This is a genomic window from Stenotrophomonas sp. YJH_SMC_81, from assembly GCF_059370875.1.
Genome location: NZ_JCAFUB010000002.1, coordinates 526,196 through 546,531, shown reverse-complemented (window position 1 = coordinate 546,531; position 20,336 = coordinate 526,196). Strand labels below are relative to the sequence as shown.

Below are 20,336 nucleotides of genomic sequence, written 5' to 3'. Positions count from 1 at the left end.
GGTGCCGCGAACGCGGCGTCATCCGCAACACGGGCGGACACGGCGACGTACGTGGCGACGGCGGGTACGTTCGCCGGGTAAGACGGCTGGGCGCGCGACAACCCCAAGAGCGATTTGCGGTCGCAGGGGATGCCGACGGGGCGCGGCGGGTGCCGACCGTTGGTCGGCCGGTGGTAGCGGTGGGTGCCGACCGTTGGTCGGCACAGGGACGCTCATCCACGCGTGGCGTGGATCTACTGCACGATGGCGACGCCGAATGGAAGACGAGTAACCTGAAGACCTGCCGTTGCCGCCAGTGCATCCAATGCCTGCTCCGGGCGGTCGATGCGCAACGCAGCACTCACTGCAGGCAGACGTGACAGATCGCCGCGCACGAAGGTCGGCCCCGCGCGATAGCGCCCCACCCACTGCACGGCATCGGCGACGCTGGCCTGCTCCAGCAGCAGCTCGCCCTGGCGCCAGGCGCCGACGCTGTCGGCGGTCACGTCAGCCCGTCGCATGACCCCGCCACGTTCAGTGTAGACGGCACGCTGCCCCTGCTGCAGGTAGGTCCAGCCACCGTCGGCCGGGCTGGCCACGCGCACCCTGCCCTGCCCAACCTGGGTTTCCACCCCCTCGTCTCCACGCGCCACGGTGAACGCGGTCGAGATGTCCTCGACCAGGCCATTGCCGGCGCGCACGCTGAAACGCCGCTGTGCATCCGGGCTTACCTCGAACCAGGCGCGCCCGCGCAGCAGCTCGACCTCGCGGGCGTCCGCATCGAAGCGCACGGCAATCGCACTGTCCGCATCCAGCACCGCCCGACTGCCATCGGGCAGCCGCACGTGCTGCACCTGATGCGTGCTGCGATGATCGGACTGCAGGCGCAGCCACGCCTCCGGCCATGCCACCAGCATCGCCAGCATTGCCGCCACAGCCATCGCCCAGCGCAGTCGATGCGGCCCACGCCGTCCGCTGGCCCCGGCGGCCTGTGGGCGCGGCCCGACACTGCGCCACAACGCGCGCTCGTGTTCGAAGGCCCTGCGGTGCCCCGGCTGTTGCAGCCAGTGCTCGAACGCCTGCATGCGTGCATCGCTGATGTCACCCGAGGCCAGCCACGCGATCCAGTCCCGGGCCTGTTCGGCCAGGGCATCGTCATTGGCGGCGGGCTGCATGTTCGGCGGGCTCATCGGCTGGCGGACAGGCGCATTCAAGCGCAAGCGGGGGAACTGGACCGCATCCACGGTCCAGTGATCAAGACGTCTGCGCGAAGGCCAGCCCCAAGCCGGCGCGCTCATCGACCGCTGCGCGCCCAGGCCAGGCGCTGCAGCGCGGAGCGCACATGATTCTCGACGGTGGTCACCGACACCCCCAGGCGGCGTGCGATCTCGGCCTGGGTGAGGCCCTGCAGGCGGTTGAGCCGGAAGATGGTGCGGGTCGGCTCCGGCAGGTGGCCCGCCGCATCGAGCACCCGCTGCAGCTCATCCTGTGCCATGGCCTGCTCCTCGGTGGAGATCACCTCGTCGCCCCCCCACAGGTAGCGGTCGGCCAGCAGCCGGTTGCGGCGGCTCGATTCGCGGCCGTGGTCAGTGGCAAGGTTGGCGGCCAGCCGATACAGATAGGCCCGCGGATTGTCGATCGCCTGGCTGTCATCGACCCCTCGCGCCTTGAACCACACCGCCTGGATCACGTCCTCGGCGCCGTTGTCGCCCCCGAGGATGCGCTGCATCCGGCGCAGCAGCGCGGGCCGCTCGCGGATCAGCAGCTCAGTGAGGGAGGCAGCATTGGAGGACATGCGCGGAGCCGGGACGACAGACGGGAGGCACCGCGCATGCTACTCCGGTAATGCGAATAAGTCACATTCTTGTCTATGCCGGAACTACAGGCAATCAACCAGTGCGTCGTAGGTATTGGCTTTCGTGCCGGGCAGCGGCGCGTGCAACGCATCGAACCCGTCCCCCGTTTCCCACACCTGCAACAGGGTTTCCAGGCGTGTTCCTGTTGCCAGCGGCAGCACGCAGGCATAGCGTCCGCGGTTGACCGTGATCAGGCCGCTGGGCTTTACCCTGGTGTTGCTACCGGCGAAGGTCCATACACACTGGACAACCACCCCCGTGGCCTGTTCCACGGAACAGCGCAGGCGCATAGCCCACAGATTGATGTACTCGCCCTCGCAGAAGGTATCGCCACATACCTCATCGAAGCCACGCACCAGTTGCCGCTCGGCAGCAAGGAAACGCTCGTTGCCGCCCCCCGGGCCGGCGTAATCCCGCGCATCGACGAACGCAGGCGCAGCCTGCGCGACACCGGCGCACGGCAGGCTGACAGACAGCACGCCACACAACAGCCAGCATCTACGGAAACTCCCCATCAGCCCACCCTCCCCTGCGTGCGCAGGCATTCAGGCAAGCCATCGAAGATGCCGTGGTCAAGCCCAGGCAAAGGCGCGGTCAGGCCGCCCGGCGCTTCCAGGGAGGCGTAGAACGCGTCGACGGGCACCCCGGGCTGCATTTCGACCGGACAGACCCAGCTCCCGTTGTCGATCCGCACGTGTCCCGTGTCGGGCTCAACCTCCAGCTCGCTGGCGGCCACCACCCAGACACAGCGCTGCACGGTGCCGCGGTGGGCGAGCACGGCGCAGCGGAACTCCATCACCCGGTAGTTGCTGTAATCACCTTCACACAAGGTGTCGGCACACCATGCGGCGAATTCGCCGGCCACCGCGTCCTCCAGCGCAAAGGCCCGGTCCCATCCGGCTTCGTCGGAGGGATAGTCGATCAGGTTGACATGCGCCCCGCGCGCAAGCGCAGGCAACGGCGCCAGCAGCAACAAGGCGCAACAGCCCAAGCGGTTCCAGTTCATGGCAAGTCTCCTTGGCAAGGACGTCCAGCCTGCCGCGGGGACCGGGTGGAACCCATCGGGAAACCCCGCCCCATTCGCTCCGCCAGGGGCGGGCGCGCAGGTCGGTCCAGCCCTACCCTGCACAGCGCCCGGCAAAGGCATAAAATGGTGAGCTATCCGTCTATATCCCCACCTGGAGCACACCATGGGCCTGGAACTCGTCTCGCCCGGCAAGAACCCGCCGGAAGAAATCAACGTCATCATCGAGATCCCGAAGGACTCGGAACCGGTGAAGTACGAAGTGGACAAGGAAACCGGCGCGATCTTCGTCGACCGCATCCTGTCCACCCCGATGCGCTATCCGTGCAACTACGGCTACGTGCCGAGCACCCTGTGTGGCGACGGCGATCCGGCCGACGTGCTGGTGGTGCTGCCGCTGCCGCTGGTGCCGGGCTCGGTCGTGCGCTGCCGTCCGGTCGGCGTGCTGAAGATGAGCGATGAGGCAGGCAGCGACGAGAAGATCCTGGCCGTGCCGGTCTCAAAGATCTTCAGCGGCTACGCCCACGTCGAAGACATCGCCCAGGTCTCGAGCCACTGGCTGGAGCGCATTGGCCACTTCTTCGAGCATTACAAGGACCTGGAGAAGGGCAAGTGGGTCAAGCTGGACGGTTGGGGTGGCGCCGCTGAGGCCAAGCAGATCCTGATCGAGGCGCACCAGCGCCATCTCGACAGCAAGGCCTGAGCCTGAACCGCATCGCTCCGGCGATACCCTGCCGGAGCGATGCGGGTCACGTTTCATGACGACGGCACATCACTCTTGCTGCCGTATTAGGTAAATTGCGTCACTTCACACGTCATCGACATCCATCGTCGAGACAGCCAGGGGAACGTGTCGTGCGTATTCTGCTTGTTGGGGATGCAGCCAGCCTGCCGGCTGAGCTGACCGAATTCATTGCCGATCTTGGGGAAGACTGGCAGCCGCTGACCGCCGCCGATGGCCAGACCGCGATGACCGCGGTGGCCACGCAGGGCGTGGACGCGGTGATCGTCTGCCCGCAGTTGCCCGATCTCAATGCCACCACGCTGCTGGGCCAGATCCGGACACTGCGCCCGGAAACCATCCGCATCGCGCTGGTCGATGCACACCATGGCAACCGCCCGCCGCCGGCGCGCCTGATCGGTGTCGCCCACCGCTTCCTGCCGCTGCCGCTGGCGCCGGAAGTGCTGCTGGAGGCATTGACCAGCCTGGAAGAACTGCGCGAAGTGCTGGACAGCCCGCGCCTGCGCGATGCCATCGGCCGTATCGAGAAACTGCCATCGCCACCGCACCTGTACCTGAGCCTGACCCAGGCCCTGGAACATGACGACGATACCGACAGTGCCGATGTGGCCAAGCTGGTCGCCGCCGATCCGGCCATCGCGGCCAAGGTGCTGCAGCTGTCGAACTCGGCTTTCTTCAGCCAGGGCCGCACCATTGCCGACCTGCGCACTGCGGTCACCCGGCTGGGCCTGGCCACGCTGCGTGACCTGGTGCTGGCCAGCGAAGTGTTCTCCGCGCCGACGCTGTCGGCTGCCGAGCGCAACTCACTGCAGCAGCGCGCCCTGCTCGCCTCCCGGCTGGCCGCACGCCTGCTGCCCGAGTCCAGCGCCGAACTGGGGGCGACCGCCGCACTGCTGGCCGACATCGGCCTGCTGCTGCCCGGCGTGCGCAACGAGCGCAGCGAGCCCGCGCTGGCCGGCGATACCCGCCCAGGCCATGCCGAGGCCGGCGCCTACCTGCTGGGCCTGTGGGGCCTGCCGATGCCGATCATCGAAGCGGTGGCCTTCCACCTGCAGCCGCAGCGCGCCAACACCCGCAGCTTCTGGGTGACCGGCGCGGTGCACGTGGCCCTGGCGCTGGTCAATGGCGATCCAGTGGACGAGGACTACCTGCAGCGTGCAGGCGTGCTGAACAAACTTCCGCAATGGCGCGAGCACGCCAATGCACTGATGGGACTGGTGCCCAGCGACGCCTGAGCGTGCTGGATGATGTCCGGACGACAGAGGGCGCACCCACACGGTGCGCCCTTTCCATGTCAGCGGGTACCGCAGGCATCCTGCACGCAACGCCGGTACTGCGACTCGCAGATGACCGGTGACTTGCCACTGGCCAGGCACTGCTGGCGGAACTCTTCGCAATAGAGCCCGCCACCACAGACACCGAGGCCCTGCGCGAACACCGCGCCCACCAGCGTTGCATAGATCAATGCAGCCGCCGATGCCTGGCGCAGCAACGTGTTCTTCATACCCCTCTCCACATGCGAGCGTCCGGTATTGGACCTCCTGACTGTGTCGATTACGACACGACGGGACCGTGACTGCGCTCACCTTCCAACAGTTTCCGGAATTCCCCTACAAAAAAGAGGGCGGACCTAGCGGTCCGCCCTCCTCGTGTTGCTACCGCACTTCGATGGATCAGAAGCGCTGGGTGTACTTCATGTACAGGAAGCGACCCACATCGAAGCCGCCGTAGTAGGCGAACGCCGAGTTCGGAGCCGAGTACTGCAGCGGACCCTTGTGGTCGAACACATTGTTCGCGCCCAGGGCGATCGTCGCATCCCACGGTGCCTTCCAGCTGACCTGCAGGTCGTGGAAGGTGTTGGAGCCGGTGTGACGCAGCGGATCGGTTTCGCCATTGGCCATGTGGTTCGGCGCATCGCACCAGCCATCAGCCAGCGAGATGCAGCTTTCCTTCATGCCGGAGTAGTAGCGCGCGGTGTAGTTCACACCGAAATCGCCGTACTGCCAGTTGACGCCCAGGTTCGAACGCACGCGGAACAGGCCCGGCTCGCCGACGCGGCCGATCATGATGTTGTCACCCGCGCTGTTCTGGCCCTGCTCGTCGTACTTGGCGGTGTAGCTGGTGGTCCAGTCGATGCTGAACTGACCGATGGCCAGTTCCGGCAGGCGGTACTTGATGCCCAGGTCGTAACCTTCGGTTTCCATCTTGCCGAGGTTGGCGGTGCCGTAGGTGATCGCACTGACGTGGCCGTCAGCCGCACGGGTCACGCTCGAGCAACGCTCGGAGTTGCCCAGCACGTAGCAGTCACGCAGGATGCGGTCGACGCTGTCAGCGATGATCATGTCGCTGATTTCGTACTTGTACCAATCCAGCGAGACGTCCAGGCCCTGCACCCAGCGCGGGCTCCACACCAGGCCGAAAGTGGTGCTCTTGGAGGTTTCCGGCTTCAGGTTCGGGTTGGCACCCGAGACGAACTGGTCACCCGACTGGCACGGCAGGGTCGAGCACGGCAGGTTGCCCTGGCCCAGCTGCACATAGTTGGCCGGAGCGCCAGCGGCGGTGCACGCGGCATTGCCGGCAACGCTGCCCGGGGCGTTCACACCGCACGGATCGATGTACGACTCGAAGCTCGAGCTCAGGCCACCGTACAGGTCGCTGATGGTCGGAGCGCGGAAGCCCTCGGCGTAGGTGCCGCGGACCAGCAGTTCATCCAGCGGACGCCAGGTCAGGCCGAACTTGCTGTTGGTGGTGCCACCGAAGTTGCTGTAGTCCGAGTAACGGCTGGCAACGTTCAGGGTCAGTTCCTTGGCGAAGGCCATGTCGGCCAGCAGCGGCACGTTCAGTTCGAGGTAGACCTCGTTCAGATCGTACTGGCCGCGGGTCGGCTTCTGGCCCAGGCCGGTGGACTGGCCCGACTGCGCGAAGGCGTCCGGCACGTAATTGCCTTCTTCCTTGCGGTGCTCGACACCCAGCGCGAAGCCCAGGTCGCCGGCCGGCAGGGTCACGATGGAACCGGACAGGTTGGCGGTGAAGCTGGTGGTCTTGGTGACGCCGCGGGTGGTGAAGGTCGGGAACAGGAAGTCCTGCAGCTCCTGGTTCGCCAGCGAACCCTGGCCATCAACGCCGTACGGCAGCAGCGGGTTCCACGGGCGGCAGTCGCCCAGGATCGGCTTGGCCGAGGTGCCGCAGCGTGCAACGCCGCCGGCATCGATGAACGACGGGCCCAGGGCCTGGCCTGCAGCGATCAGGCTCATGTCGCCGCGGTTGCTCTTGATCGACTCGTTGCGGTTCCACAGCGCGCCGACGTCCCAGTCGAAGGTCTTGCCGCCCAGCTCGAAGAAGCCGGTCAGGGTCGGAGCGAAGCGCAGGGTCTTGAGCTGGCTGTCAGTGGTACGCGGTACTTCCCACAGGCGGCGACGGAAGCTGACGTCCTGGCCGACCGGGTTGAAGGCGCTCGAACCCTCCAGCGGGGTGCCGAAGGAGTTGGACTGGAACGGGTAGCCGGCGATCTGCTGGAACGTCTGGCGCTCGTTGTAGAGCACGTCGGTGTTCAGGCTGATCGAATCGGTGAAGTCGTACGTGCCGTTGATGTAGACCGACTTGCGCTTCACACCGGTCAGCAGGGTCATCTGCTCGTTGGAGTTGGCGAATTCGTCCGGCGTAATGACATGGTAGTCATTCGGGTTCTTCGGGTTGCCGCCGGCGTTCAGGGTCTTCCAGACAGCCTGCTTGGAGTCGCCGCAGTTGACCTGGGTCGGGTTGCACCAGCTGCCGTTCTGGCTGATCGGGCTCCAGGTGGCCGAGGTCGAGTTCGGACCCAGCGAGCCGTCGCGGCTGTACCAGCGGTCCTTGGCCCACACCGGATCCTGCTTCGAGTACTCGGCCGACAGGGTCAGGCTGCCGCGTTCGCCGCGGGCACCGAGGGTCATCGAATAGGTTTCGGTGTCGCCGTCGCCCTTGCCGTACTGGCCGACGTAGACGTTGGCTTCGCCGCCGTCGAAGTTCTTGCGGGTGATCACGTTGACCACGCCGGCGATGGCGTCAGAGCCGTAGATCGACGAGGCGCCGTCCTTCAGGATTTCGATGCGCTCAACGGCCGACATCGGGATCTGGCTCAGATCCTGGTAGCCCGCAGTGGTTGCGCCCAGACGCTTGCCGTTCATCAGCACCAGGGTGCGCTGGGCGCCCAGGTTGCGGATGTCGACGTAGTAGCCGCCCACGTTCTCGCCCGAAGCCAGCGACTCCGAACGCGAGATGGCCGGGGAGCCGGCCGAGGTCAGGTTGTTCAGCACGTCGGCGACGCTCGAGAAGCCCTGCTTTTCCAGGGATTCGCGGGTCATCGTCAGGATCGGCTGCTGGGTTTCCACCGAGGCGCCGCGGATGCGCGAGCCGGTGACCGAAATGCGGTCCAGGTCGGTGGTGCCCTTTGCTTCCTGCGCCGAAGCAAAGGCCGGCGCCAGCGCCAGCGCAATGCCGGCCGGCAGCAAGCCGAACCGCACTGCGGGATTACGAACGTTCATCTATCTCTCCAAGGTACGTGTTAGCAGCGTGTTAAAACACCCCAGCACGTTACGATTGCGTTGCAGCGCTGTATTTGCGCGAACCAACCGGAGACTTTGCGGATTGTGGCGGGAGCAAGCCGCCGTTCTCCCTGAAGCGCGATGCGGACTGGCCGTAGCGGGCGCGGAACGCACGCGCGAAGCTGCAGCAGTTGTCGAAACCGCTGGCGGCAGCGACCTCGCCCACCATCATGTCGGTGTCGCGCAGCAGATCAGCGGCGCGTTCGAGGCGCAGTCGTGCCGAAAGCGACTGCGGGCTTTCCTCGTACAGGCTCTGGAAGGTCTTGGACAGGTACCAGCTGGAGAAGTTGGTCAGCTCGGCCAGTTCGCCGATGCGCACCACCCGGTGGCTGTTGCCTTCCAGATAGAGGCGCGCGCGCTGCATGCGGCCGAACACCTGGCGCTTGCGGCTGCGCGAGCGGCCCGGGCAGCGCTGCACGTTGTCGGCCAGGCCACGCTGCAGGCCCGCGAGGTGCAGCAGCAGCGGGCGCAGGGCCTGCGCCGGCTGGCCGCTGGCCAGCGCATCGCGCCACAGGCGCAGCGCCACGCGGGCATCAGTACGGTTCATCCGGCCACGACCTGCATACAGGCCGCAGTCGGCCATCTCGGTCAGCACGCGAAGCGCTTCGATGTTCAGGTTCAGGCCGACGCACAACCCGTTGCGACCGGCCTGCACCAGCGGCCGCGATTCCTTCTCGAAGGCGATCCACTCGCCCTGGCGCAGGCGGAAGCGCCCTTCCTTGGCCTCGACCCACGAGCTGCCACGCACCTGCATCCAGACAGTGAAGCTGGAGCCGGCGGTCTGCAGGCTGCCCAGCCGGGCCACGCCCAGGCAGGTCGGTGCGACGTCGTCGAGCGACCGGTCCAGGGAAACAGTTTGGCCGCGATCGGCCAGCGAGAGTTGACGCATGGGGGCACCACGGATTTGCCTAGTACAGGACTCCGTTTTGCCAAATCAGGCGGCACCGCGTCAGGAAGGTCCGACGAGATCGCCACGAATTCGCGACGAGATCCCGACGAAGAAATTACGAAGGCCCATTTCCCTTGAACAACAACAACTTGGAGAATGCGGGGAACAGTGCAGGCGGGCGTTCGGGCAACCGCATCACGCCGATGTCAGCGCCATCGCTGACCGCCATCGCCACGAACAGGTCCTTTCCGTCGGCGCTGGCACTGAGCCCGTTGCCGGCGCTGAGCCGTTCTGCGTCCAGGCAGCGTTCCGCCTCCTCGCGGCCGGGCTGGATGCGCACGAAGGTGGTGCCACACGTGGTCGAGGTACCGAGGTAGCCGATGCCGTTGTTGCCGGTCACGGTCCAGGCCCGGTATCGCCAGCGGCTGGGCCGGTCATCGCTGATCTGCTGCACACTGGCCGGGGACAACGCGGCATCCGCCGACCACAGGCCTCCGGCGGCCAAGCGGGTGAACAACACGCGGCCACTGCTCCGGTCAAAGCGCGCCTGCGACACCCCATCGATGCTGGCCAAGCGGCGCCAGGGCTGGACGCTGCGATCGAACAGGCTCAACCGCGTGCGCTGGTCGGCATCGCGCTCGACCACAAACAGCTGCTGCGGCGAGGCGCCATACAGTGCCTGCAACGGCTGTTCGGCCGGAACCGGCAAGGGTTGCAGGCGTTCATCGCGTGGCGCGATTTCATAGAGCACCGTGCGCCCATGCGCATCGCGGCCAACCACGAGCAACTGCCGGCTGTCGGCCGACCAGTCCGGCGCCTGCCGCGCCTCCGGCCGCAGCCCTTCGATGGGACGCAGCGAATCCGGTCGCTGCATGTCCGCCCACCACAGGGCGAAGCTGCCGGAACGATCGGAGGTGAAGACCAGCTGGCGGCCATCAGGCGCTGCCATCGGCTGCCCATCGCGGCCACTGGAGGCGAACAGGCGCTCGGGCGTGCCGCTGCCCTGCATCGGCACCTTGAACACGCCGAACTGCGCGCGCCGGTGGACGAACGCCAGCATGCCACCGCGTCGCGACACCGCTGGCCACTGCGCATCATCCAGGCCGGCATCGCGCAACGTGTGCCGCTCGACGTCCAGGTAATAGAGCCGCGCCTCGCTATCGACACGGCGGCCGAACACGATGGTTCGGCCATCGTCCAGCCAGGCCCAGCCGCGCAGCTCTGCCGCTTCATCGGTCAACTGCTCGGGCGTACCGCCCGCGGCTGGCACCCGCCACAGATCACCCAGCTGCGGGTTGCGCACGAACACCAGCCATTGCCCATCAGGCGAATAACGCGGTGCGTAGTCGAAGTCATCCTGATCGACGCTGTAGGCCAGCGCGCGCCACTGGCCACTGGCCAGGTCCAGCACGCGGATGCCACGGTGCGCGTAGCGACCGACCATGCTGCCGAACACCAGGCCACGCCCATCCGGCGTCCAGTCGAAGCTGAGCAGCTCCGTGCCATCGCAGCGTGTGGCCTGGCGCAGCGCGCCACCGGTGGCGCTGGCGATCAGTACCTGGCACCCGCCGTCGGCGGAGAACCGCGCGAAGGCGATTTCGCGGCCATCCGGCGACCAGTTCGGGAAGCGATCGACGGCACCGGCTGGTGGCGCCAGCAACTGGCGCGCCGGCGCGTTGCCGGAGGTCTGCAGCTTGATCGCGCCACCGCCGTTGCCATCCTCGTTGGCGCCCTCATAGGCCACCAGCGAACCGTCCGGTGACAGCGTGGGATAGGTTTCAAAGCCGCTGGTCGCGGTGATCAACCGATACGGCCGCTGCGGGCTGCCGATCACCCGCGTACCGTTCTCCACGGCAGCCTCCACCGGCGAACTGCCGGCCGGTGCACGGCGCAGCAGCAGCGTGGTCAACACCAGCAGCGTGGCCAGCATCAACACGCCCAGCGCCAGCAGCACGCGCCGACGGATATGGCGCCAGCGGCGGCGCGCTGCCTGTGGATGCGCAGGCAACGCAGCAGTGGTCACCGGCTGCGCGGTCATGCCTTCGTCGTCGCGGACGCCTGCGGCCACGGGCTCGGCATCGTCCAGCACCTGCACCGGGACCAGAAGCCGATAGCCTGTCTTGGCGATGGTTTCGATGTAGGCCTGGCCGTTGTCGTCGTCGTTGCTGAACGCCTTGCGCAGCTGGGTGACGGCCTGGGTCAGCACATCGTTGGTCGGCAGCGTGTCCGGCCATACCTCGGCGAACAACTCGTCGCGGGTGACAACGCGGCCCGGCTGCCGCAGCAGCACGCGCAGCACGCCCAGCGCCTTCGGCGTCAGCCGGCGCGGGCGACGCGCACCGACGACCTCGACTTCGCGCGAGGACAGAGTGACGGTGCACTCTCCTATCCGTATCCGATCGGATACCGGGGGCTGGATTTCGCTGCTGTTCATTTTCTGCTACACAGTAGAGACAGGTCCCGGGCAGTGTTTGCCTTCGATACCGCCCCGTCCTGGGAACAGCGAAAAGCCAGACTCCGCACAAAGCATCGGCGCATACCGCAAAAACAATCGAGCGCGCGAATACTAGCCTATGCAAGTTACCTCGCCTATCGCGTGGTCGACATCAGGCTCTCTCTCGCCGACGCATTCACATAATTTGCGACATCATTCGCGCCCTTTCGGGCGCGAAATTTTTATCTGGCGTTCATTTTCACATGCGCCGCAACATGGTCAATCCGACCAGCCGCGAAACCACCAAAGCCACGTACATCACGCCGGAAAACTGCTCCAGCATGACCAGTGCGCGTGCCTGTGGATGCAACGGCACGACGTCACTCAAGCCGACGCCAGACAGCAAGCTGAAGCTGAGATAAAGCAGCTCCATCCAACTGCGCTGCGCGCCTCCGCCGGTGCCCTGGAAGCTGCCCGGGTACCACTGCTGGCATACCGCGAATGCGAACGCAAATGCCCATGCAAGCAAGGTGAATGTCGCGCCTGCGGCGAACAGTTCGTCGCGGGTGACCTTGTGGTCCTGGAGCATGTAGGCGATCAGCGCGCCGGCCGTGTAGAAGTACAGCAGGCTCTCCAGCAACTGCGCGGTGGTCAGCAATGCGCTGCGGTCGAGCAATGCACCGGCCAGCGAGAACACCACCGACGGGAGGGCCAGCACCAGTGCCAGCCAGGTGCCCAGCGGGCTGCGCTGCACCACCCACAGCGCCAGGCCCAGTACCGCCATGCCGAACATGCCCAGCGCCGCGCGGCCGGCAGCGGTGTCGTCCAGCGCGGGGTACAGCAGCACCGCGATCAACTGGGCACCCAGCAGCCAGGCAGAAGGATGACGGCGGGCGATGGCCAGCCAACGGGTGGTCATGGCAACAGGCATGGTGTCCTTTCCCCAGGGTGATGCGCGGAGCATAGCCGGGAGAGGCGTGATGAGCGGTGGTGCCGGCCGCTGGCCAGCACGCTTCCCGGCCCCTGCACAACCGGCTGCTGGGCAGCGGCCGGCACCCGGCTACTCGTCATCCCTGGTGGTAGACCTCTGCGCCAGCCGCGCGGAACTCCTCCGACTTCTCCTTCATGCCGGCCTCGGCGTAGTCACGCACGTCCTGGGTGATCTTCATCGAACAGAAGTGCGGGCCGCACATCGAGCAGAAGTGGGCCAGCTTGTGCGCATCCTTCGGCAGCGTCTCGTCATGGAACTCCTTGGCCTTCTCCGGGTCCAGGCCAAGGTGGAACTGGTCCTCCCAGCGGAACTCGAAGCGCGCCTTGCTCAATGCGTTGTCGCGAACCTGCGCGCCCGGATGGCCCTTGGCCAGGTCGGCTGCATGCGCGGCAATGCGATAGGCCATGATGCCGTCGCGCACGTCCTGGCGATTGGGCAGGCCGAGATGCTCCTTCGGCGTCACGTAGCAGAGCATGGCCGTGCCGAACCAGCCGATCATCGCCGCGCCGATCGCGCTGGTGATGTGGTCGTAGCCCGGTGCGATATCGGTGGTCAACGGCCCCAGCGTATAGAACGGCGCCTCGCCGCACTCACGCAGCTGCTTGTCCATGTTCTCCTTGATCAGCTGCATCGGCACGTGGCCGGGGCCCTCGATCATGGTCTGCACGTCGTGCTTCCAGGCGATCTTCGTCAGCTCGCCCAGCGTTTCCAGCTCACCGAACTGCGCGGCGTCGTTGGCATCGGCGATGCAACCCGGGCGCAGGCCATCGCCCAGCGAGAAGGTCACGTCGTAGGCCTTCATGATTTCGCAGATCTCTTCGAAATGCGTGTAGAGGAAATTCTCCTTGTGATGCGCCAGGCACCACTTGGCCATGATCGAGCCCCCGCGGCTGACGATGCCGGTCACCCGCTTGGCGGTGAGCGGCACGTAGCGCAGCAGTACGCCGGCGTGGATGGTGAAGTAGTCCACGCCCTGCTCGGCCTGCTCGATCAGGGTGTCGCGGAAGATTTCCCAGGTCAGTGCCTCGGCGCGGCCATCAACCTTTTCCAGCGCCTGGTAGATCGGCACGGTACCAATGGCCACCGGCGAGTTGCGGATGATCCATTCACGGGTCTCATGGATGTGCTTGCCGGTGGACAGATCCATCACCGTGTCGCCGCCCCAACGGATCGCCCACACCAGCTTTTCCACTTCCTCGGCGATGCCGGAAGATACGGCGCTGTTGCCGATGTTGGCGTTGATCTTGGTAAGGAAGTTGCGGCCGATGATCATCGGCTCGCTTTCCGGATGGTTGATGTTGTTGGGCAGCACCGCGCGGCCGCGCGCGATTTCATCCCGCACGAACTCCGGGGTGATGATCTTCTGGATCGAGGCGCCGAACGCCTCGCCCGGATGCTGCTGCAGCAGGCCCGCATCGCGGATCGCTTCCAGCCGCTGGTTCTCGCGGATGGCAACGAACTCCATTTCCGGGGTGATGATGCCGCGGCGCGCGTAGTGCATCTGGGTGACGTTCGCGCCTGCCCGTGCACGACGCGGCAGGCTGCGCGCGGGGAAGCGCACGGCATCAAGCTTCGGGTCATGCTCGCGATCACGCCCGAACGACGAACTCAGGCCTTCGAGCTGCTCGGTATCGCCACGTTCCTCCACCCAGCCGCGACGCAGTGCCGGCAGGCCGGCGGACAGATCGATACGCACGCCCGGATCGGTGTAGGGGCCGGACGTGTCGTAGACCGTGACCGGTGCATTCTCTTCGCCGCCGAACAGCGTCGGGGTGCGGGTCAACGCGATCTCCCGCATCGGCACCTGCAGATCCGGGCGCGAACCGGGCACGTGGATCTTGCGTGAGCCGGGAATGGGCCGGGTCACGGATTCGGAGAGTTGCTGGGCCTGTTGCTGCAGGGCGGAGAGCTGTGCGTTCATCGGGCATCGTCCAGGAAGGTCAGGGACGAAGCGGCGGCGCACTGCGACCGCGCCCGGACGGTCCTTGGGCGGAGTCCGGGAATGGCTGCATTGCAAAGCTTCCCTACGCCGGTATGAGCCGGATCAGGTTCCAAGGGACTGTCTCAACCGTGGCCACATGGCCGCGGTACCCCCGCTTCTTGGCGTGCATTAGAGCATAGACCGCCCGCCTCCGGAGTTGCCCCCAATCGCCGTTCGTTAACGGAATCATGACGTCCCGTTCAGTAACGTGCACGCGCATCGTGTCGCTGCGACCGGTGCTTCCCTTGCCGCCCCTGCGGCCCCTGCCCGGTTCCGCTGTATACCGCCGGCCCTTCGCTGCAAGCTCTGCTCGCTCCCCTCAATCCCTTGATCGGAGAAGCTCCTTCATGGTGTTTCGTGTTTCCATCGCACTGGTTCTGATGCTGGTGCTGCTTGCCGGTATTGCACCCGGCCCCTTCAATACCGTGGTGCAGAGCATCCTCGGCGAGCTCATCCGCGGCATCGGCTGGCTGTACCTGCTGGTCGTGTTCCTGGCCCTGGTATTCCTGATGTACCTGGCCTTCGGTCGCTTCGGCAACCTGCGCATCGGCGGCGAAGACGCCGAGCCGGAGTTCTCGCGGGCCAGCTGGATGTCGATGCTGTTCGCCGCCGGCATGGGCATCGGCCTGGTGTTCTGGGGCGCAGCCGAGCCCATTTCGCACTTCAGCAAGCCACCGGAAGGGCTTGCTCCGCAAAGCCTGGACGCGGCACGCGCCTCGATGCGCTATGCATTCTTCCACTGGGGCCTGCACCCGTGGGCCATCTACGCGCTGATCGGGCTGGCAATGGCCTGGTTCCAGTTCAACCGCAACGGCCGTGGCCTGGTCAGCGACATGCTGCAGCCGATCATCGGCCGCCACCATCGCGGCTGGATCGGTCGGGTGGTCAACATCGCTGCAGTGGTCGCCACCGCGATCGGTGTCGCGACGACGCTGGGCTTCGGCACCATCCAGATCGCCGCCGGCATCGAGCGCGTGTTCGGCGTGCAGGCTACCGTCCCAGTGCAGATGACCATCATTGCCGTCGCGTTCGTGCTGTATATGGCGTCCACCGCCAGTGGCGTGGAGCGGGGTGTGAAGTGGCTGTCCAATTTCAACCTGGCGTTGGCTGCCCTGCTGGCAGCCATCCTGCTCGTGCTGGGGCCGACCGGCTTCATCTTCGATACATTCACCACCACGCTGGGCTCCTACCTCAACCAGCTGGTGACAATGAGCCTGCGCATGTCACCGTTCTCGGGCAGCACCTGGGTGGCGGACTGGACAATCTTCTACTGGGCCTGGTGGATCTCGTGGGCACCGTTCGTGGGCTCATTCATCGCACGCATCTCGCGCGGCCGCAGCGTGCGCGAGTTCGTGATTGGCGTAGTGCTCGCGCCGACGCTGCTGGGCTTCTTCTGGTTCGCGGTGTTCGGCGGCACCGCGCTGTGGGCACAGATCTTCGGCCATGCCGACCTGGTGCAGGCGCTGGGCAATGGCTACGAGACGGTGCTGTTCACGCTGTTCGACAGCATGCCGCTGCCGTTGCTGCTGTCGTGCATCGCACTGGTACTGCTGATGATCTTCTTCGTAACTTCGGCCGACTCGGCGGTACTGGTTCTGGCCAGCATGTCCACTGACGAAGCAGGCGATCCTCCGTTGAAGCGCAAGCTGGCCTGGGGCATCGCGGTGGCGTTGATCGCAGCGGCGTTGCTGCTGGCCGGTGGCCTGGATGCACTGCAGGGCATGATCACGATTGCGGCGTTGCCATTCGCGCTGCTGATGGTGCTGGTGATGGTGTCGCTGTACCGCGTGCTCGACCAGGAGTACACGCGTGAGCGACGGCAGGCGCAGCGCCAGCGGCACATGATCGATGCGTGGATCGCACGCGAGATGGCGGCGCAGGAGGAGACGCAGGCCGAGGCCGCACGCGCGCACGATCAGGATTGAGGGTGTTTTGCAGCCTGCGGCTGCACCGCTTTTTCAAGCAAGTGCAAGTGCAAGTGCAGAAGCCAAGGCGGCTCTGGGCTTCTGCTTGCTTGACGGGGAGGGGGCAGATGGCGGGACACGCCGCAAGTACGTCCCTGTAGGCTCGGCCACGGCATCCATGCCGTGGACGGTCCCGCCATCTGCCCCCTCCCCGCCTCCGACGATCTCCCAGTGACGGCAGTAGATCCACGCCATGCGTGGATCAGGTGTATCGGAAAACAAGAAGGGGTCGGATCCGTTTTCCTTCGGAAAACGGATCCGACCCCAACACATAGCGCGCGGCTGTTGCTGTTGCCTTTGCTCTTGATCTTCTTCCTTCTCTTCCGTGGCTGACGCGCACGGAAATTTTCGGGGGGCGTGCGGGTGGGAGTGGCGGGGGTATCCGCGCCATGGATGGCGCGGCTAAGCCTACAAGGACGTATTTACGGCGTCCCCCGACACTCCCACCCGCACGCCCCAGCGCATGAACCTGCTCCAGCGCTCAGCCGCGAGGGGGCTCAGCCCGGTGGCCGGTAAACCTCAGTACCCCGCCGCCTGCCCATCCTTTCGGCTCTCCGAAGCCCCGTAGTAAACCCCGGTCTCGGGATCGCGCATGATCGCCTGGTAACCGCCATACGGCCCATCTGCGAACACGATGCGATGCCCCTTGCGCATCAGCGCACGCACTGTTTCATATGGGAAGCCGGTTTCCAGATTCACTTCACCACCGTCGGTCATCGCCGTGGCCTGGCCGGTCGGCTCGGTCGAGCCTTCATGCTGGATGCGCGGTGCGTCACCGGCTTCCTGCAGGTTCATGCCGAAGTCCACCAGGTTCATCACGATCTGCGCATGGCCCTGCGGTTGCATCGCACCGCCCATCACGCCGAAGCTGGCATACGGCTTGCCACCCTTGGTGATGAACCCCGGAATGATCGTCTGGAAGGGGCGCTTGCCCGGTGCGTATCCGTTGGGATGGTTCTTCTGCAGCACGAACATCTCGCCGCGGTCCTGCAGGATGAAGCCCAACCCCGGCGGCGCCATGCCGCTGCCCATGCCGCGGTAATTGGACTGGATCAACGAGACCATCATGCCGTCGGCGTCGGCCACGGTCATGTAGATCGTGTCGCCTTCCTCCAGCTGCTTCGGTGTGCCTGGCTGCACTTCCTTCAAGGCCTTGTCCATCGAGATCAGCGCCCGGCGCTGCGCGGCGTACTCCTTGGAGATCAGCTTCTGCACCGGCGCCGGCTGGAATGCCATGTCGGCGTAGAAGCGCGCACGGTCGGCGAAGGCCAGCTTCTTCGCTTCGACGAACAGGTGCACGTGCTCGGGTGAGCCGAACGGGATCTTCGAGAAATCGTAGCCTTCCAGCACGTTGAGGATCTGAAGCGCAGCGATGCCCTGGCTGTTGGGTGGCAGCTCCCAGACGTCGTAGCCACGGTAGTTGCTGCTGACCGGCTCGACCCATTCACCGTGGTGCTCGGCCATGTCCTGGTAGCTCAGGTAGCCACCGTTGGCCTTGAAGTAGTCACCGATGGTGCGGGCGATCTCGCCCTTGTAGAAGGCGTCGCGCCCGCCGTCGGCGATCTTCTGCAGGGTGCTGGCCAGGTTCGGGTTCTTCCACATCTCGCCCTTGCGCGGGGCGTGGCCGTTGATCGTGAACTGCTCCTTGAAGCCCGGGTACTGCGACAGCTTGGGCACCGAACGGTCCCAGTAGTAGGCGATCACCTCGGCCACCGGGTGCCCTTCGCGGGCGTAACGGATGGCCGGCGCCAGGTTGTCGGCCATCGGCTTGCGACCGAAACGGTCGTGCAGGGCGAACCAGCCGTCGACCGCTCCGGGCACCGACACCGGCAGCGGGCCGGTGGCCGGGATGTCCTTCAGGCCGCGGCGCTGGAACTCGGCCAGGGTGAGCGATTTCGGCGAGCGCCCCGAGCCGTTGTAGCCATAGAGCTTCTGCGTCTTCGGGTCCCAGACGATGGCGAACAGGTCGCCGCCGATGCCGTTGCCGGTGGGCTCCATCAGGCCCAGCGCTGCGTTGGCCGCGATGGCGGCATCCACCGCCGAGCCACCGCCCTTCATCACGTCCAGCGCGATCTGGGTGGCCAGCGGCTGCGAGGTGGCGGCCATCGCATGGGGGGCGATCACCTCCGAACGGGTGGCGAAGGTGTGGCCGGTAATGCGGTCGGCGGCAAAGGACAGCGCGGGCACGGCAGCCAGCACGGCGGCGGCGATCAGGGAACGGGCAAGGCGTCGGGACACGGTCGGGTTCCGATGGACGGGTGGTTCCCCGATCTTCGCCGCTGCGGCCTTCACGCGGTATCGGACAGACGTCATGGACGTTGATCCTGGGGTGGAAGAACCCAACGGATTCCGCGCAAAAACCGCCCAGAAAGGAGTGAATTCGGGTTCACCGAAACACTTTCAGCAGCAACCATCCTTGTGCCGCAAGCGATTGCGCTGGATTCACTGGAAACCGATAAAAAAACCGTCGCGAGGGTTGACACCGCCAAAACGGCTGTGTTTCTCTCGATCACATGTTGCATCACAACACGCCACTGCGAACCCACATTGAAGCCGCCGACACCGGCGCCGCCTCGCTGCGTTCGATTCTTGTGCTCGTACTTATTACCCAGCCACCAGGTGCGGGACGAGCCAGCGTGTAAGCAACAAACACACCGGAACTCATCAAAACCCGCACCCGCCCCGGTGCGGGTTTTTTCATTTCAGGACCTGGTTTCAGACGCAACCACCATGACCAACGCTCAGTGCAAAGCCCGGCCCCAGACCACCACCACGCCTCGTGGTGGCTGTGCCTGTGCGATGCGCAGCGCCTCCTCCACCGCTTTCCCCTGACCGGCCGGTACGTCACCTCGACGACCGGCCGTTCTTTTTTCTTCCCACCGCAAGGAACCTCCCCCATGAGCACCAACGACCTGCCCCAGACCAAGATCGCCGTCATCGGCTACGGCAGCCAGGGCCGCGCCCACGCACTGAACCTGCGCGAATCCGGCTTCGACGTGGTGGTAGGCCTGCGTCCGGGCGGCCCGACCGAAGCCAAGGCCCAGGCCGATGGATTCACCGTGGTGGCACCCGCCGATGCGGTGAAGGACGCCGACCTGGTCGCCGTGCTGACCCCGGACATGGTGCAGAAGAAGCTCTACAACGATGTGCTGGCGCCGAACATGAAGCAGGGGGCGTGCCTGCTGTTCGCCCACGGCCTGAACGTGCACTACGGCATGATCGAGCCGCGCGCCGATCTGGACGTCGTGCTGGTCGCGCCGAAGGGCCCGGGTGCGCTGGTGCGCCGTGAGTACGAGATCGGCCGTGGCGTGCCGTGCATCTGGGCGGTCTACCAGGACGTCAGCGGCAAGGCCGCGCAGCATGCCCAGGCCTATGCGGCCGGCCTCGGCGGTGCCCGCGCCAACCTGATCCAGACCACCTTCAAGGAAGAGACCGAGACCGATCTGTTCGGCGAGCAGGCGGTGCTGTGTGGTGGTGCGTCGGCGCTGGTGCAGGCCGGTTTCGAGACCCTGGTGGAAGCCGGCTACCAGCCGGAGATCGCCTACTACGAAGTACTGCACGAGCTGAAGCTGATCGTCGACCTGTTCTATGAAGGCGGCATCTCGCGCATGCTGGAATTCATCTCCGAGACCGCGCAGTACGGCGACTACGTCAGCGGCCCGCGCGTGATCGACGCGAGCACCAAGGCGCGCATGAAGGAAGTGCTGAAGGACATCCAGGACGGCACCTTCACCAAGAACTGGGTGGCCGAGTACGAAGCGGGCCTGCCGAACTACAACAGGTTCAAGCAGGCCGACCTGGAGCACCCGATCGAAAAGGTGGGCAAGGAACTGCGCGCCAAGATGGTCTGGTTGCAAGGACAGGCCGCGTAACCGCGCGGCCCTCCCCCACCCGCT

General features: G+C 65.8%; 15 protein-coding genes and 1 riboswitch. Of the genes, 4 read left to right on the top strand and 11 right to left on the bottom strand.

Features of this window, described 5'->3' with window-relative positions:
- Positions 1–233 precede the first annotated feature (233 nt).
- The 4 genes from AC5P8U_RS06015 to AC5P8U_RS06000 form a co-directional block, all read right to left on the bottom strand.
- The gene (locus AC5P8U_RS06015) at positions 234–1,169 is read right to left on the bottom strand and encodes a FecR family protein (RefSeq protein ID WP_227837590.1); all 936 of its coding nucleotides are present in this window, start codon (positions 1,167–1,169) and stop codon (positions 234–236) included.
- Positions 1,170–1,273: 104 nt separating this feature from the next.
- The gene (locus AC5P8U_RS06010; protein ID WP_495213961.1) at positions 1,274–1,774 is read right to left on the bottom strand and encodes an RNA polymerase sigma factor; all 501 of its coding nucleotides are present in this window, start codon (positions 1,772–1,774) and stop codon (positions 1,274–1,276) included.
- Between the two features lie 84 nt (positions 1,775–1,858).
- The gene (locus tag AC5P8U_RS06005; RefSeq protein ID WP_080376950.1) at positions 1,859–2,314 is read right to left on the bottom strand and encodes a hypothetical protein; all 456 of its coding nucleotides are present in this window, start codon (positions 2,312–2,314) and stop codon (positions 1,859–1,861) included.
- A gap of 35 nt (positions 2,315–2,349) precedes the next feature.
- Positions 2,350–2,841, bottom strand: a complete 492-nt coding sequence (locus AC5P8U_RS06000; RefSeq protein ID WP_088497630.1) for a hypothetical protein — start codon at positions 2,839–2,841, stop codon at positions 2,350–2,352.
- A gap of 184 nt (positions 2,842–3,025) precedes the next feature.
- On the opposite strand from AC5P8U_RS06000, the gene ppa reads away from it, so the two are divergent.
- Both ppa and AC5P8U_RS05990 read left to right on the top strand, forming a co-directional pair.
- The gene (ppa, locus tag AC5P8U_RS05995; protein WP_005410935.1) at positions 3,026–3,562 is read left to right on the top strand and encodes an inorganic diphosphatase; all 537 of its coding nucleotides are present in this window, start codon (positions 3,026–3,028) and stop codon (positions 3,560–3,562) included.
- 152 nt (positions 3,563–3,714) lie between these two features.
- Complete coding sequence (locus AC5P8U_RS05990) at positions 3,715–4,836, top strand: HDOD domain-containing protein (RefSeq protein WP_049413685.1); 1,122 nt, start codon at positions 3,715–3,717, stop codon at positions 4,834–4,836.
- A 59-nt stretch (positions 4,837–4,895) separates the two neighbouring features.
- On the opposite strand, the gene AC5P8U_RS05985 is transcribed toward AC5P8U_RS05990, so the two are convergent.
- The 6 genes from AC5P8U_RS05985 to thiC all read right to left on the bottom strand — a co-directional run bounded on the left by AC5P8U_RS05985 (position 4,896) and on the right by thiC (position 14,416).
- The gene (locus tag AC5P8U_RS05985; protein ID WP_014648325.1) at positions 4,896–5,105 is read right to left on the bottom strand and encodes a hypothetical protein; all 210 of its coding nucleotides are present in this window, start codon (positions 5,103–5,105) and stop codon (positions 4,896–4,898) included.
- 169 nt (positions 5,106–5,274) lie between these two features.
- On the bottom strand, positions 5,275–8,121 hold the full coding sequence (locus AC5P8U_RS05980) for a TonB-dependent receptor (RefSeq protein WP_061479548.1): 2,847 nt from the start codon (positions 8,119–8,121) through the stop codon (positions 5,275–5,277).
- 49 nt (positions 8,122–8,170) lie between these two features.
- A complete protein-coding gene (locus tag AC5P8U_RS05975; protein WP_053497516.1) occupies positions 8,171–9,070 on the bottom strand; it encodes a helix-turn-helix transcriptional regulator in 900 nt (299 codons plus the stop codon).
- Between the two features lie 115 nt (positions 9,071–9,185).
- The gene (locus tag AC5P8U_RS05970) at positions 9,186–11,504 is read right to left on the bottom strand and encodes a winged helix-turn-helix domain-containing protein (RefSeq protein ID WP_111008261.1); all 2,319 of its coding nucleotides are present in this window, start codon (positions 11,502–11,504) and stop codon (positions 9,186–9,188) included.
- 259 nt (positions 11,505–11,763) lie between these two features.
- Positions 11,764–12,435: an ion channel gene (locus AC5P8U_RS05965; protein ID WP_188240630.1), complete on the bottom strand. Its 672-nt coding sequence runs from the start codon at positions 12,433–12,435 to the stop codon at positions 11,764–11,766.
- A 136-nt stretch (positions 12,436–12,571) separates the two neighbouring features.
- Positions 12,572–14,416, bottom strand: coding sequence for a phosphomethylpyrimidine synthase ThiC (gene thiC / locus AC5P8U_RS05960; RefSeq protein WP_072168417.1), 1,845 nt, complete (start codon positions 14,414–14,416; stop codon positions 12,572–12,574).
- A gap of 82 nt (positions 14,417–14,498) precedes the next feature.
- A riboswitch (TPP riboswitch) is annotated at positions 14,499–14,600 on the bottom strand.
- Positions 14,601–14,823: 223 nt separating this feature from the next.
- On the opposite strand from thiC, the gene AC5P8U_RS05955 reads away from it, so the two are divergent.
- Positions 14,824–16,401: a BCCT family transporter gene (locus AC5P8U_RS05955; RefSeq protein ID WP_069139241.1), complete on the top strand. Its 1,578-nt coding sequence runs from the start codon at positions 14,824–14,826 to the stop codon at positions 16,399–16,401.
- Between the two features lie 558 nt (positions 16,402–16,959).
- Here AC5P8U_RS05955 and ggt read toward each other — a convergent pair.
- Complete coding sequence (gene ggt / locus AC5P8U_RS05950; protein WP_494534514.1) at positions 16,960–18,678, bottom strand: gamma-glutamyltransferase; 1,719 nt, start codon at positions 18,676–18,678, stop codon at positions 16,960–16,962.
- Between the two features lie 659 nt (positions 18,679–19,337).
- Here ggt and ilvC point away from each other — a divergent pair.
- Positions 19,338–20,312 carry a ketol-acid reductoisomerase gene (gene ilvC, locus AC5P8U_RS05945; RefSeq protein ID WP_061479554.1) on the top strand — a complete coding sequence of 325 codons (975 nt, stop codon included), beginning with the start codon at positions 19,338–19,340 and terminating at the stop codon, positions 20,310–20,312.
- The last annotated feature ends 24 nt before the right edge of the window (positions 20,313–20,336 follow it).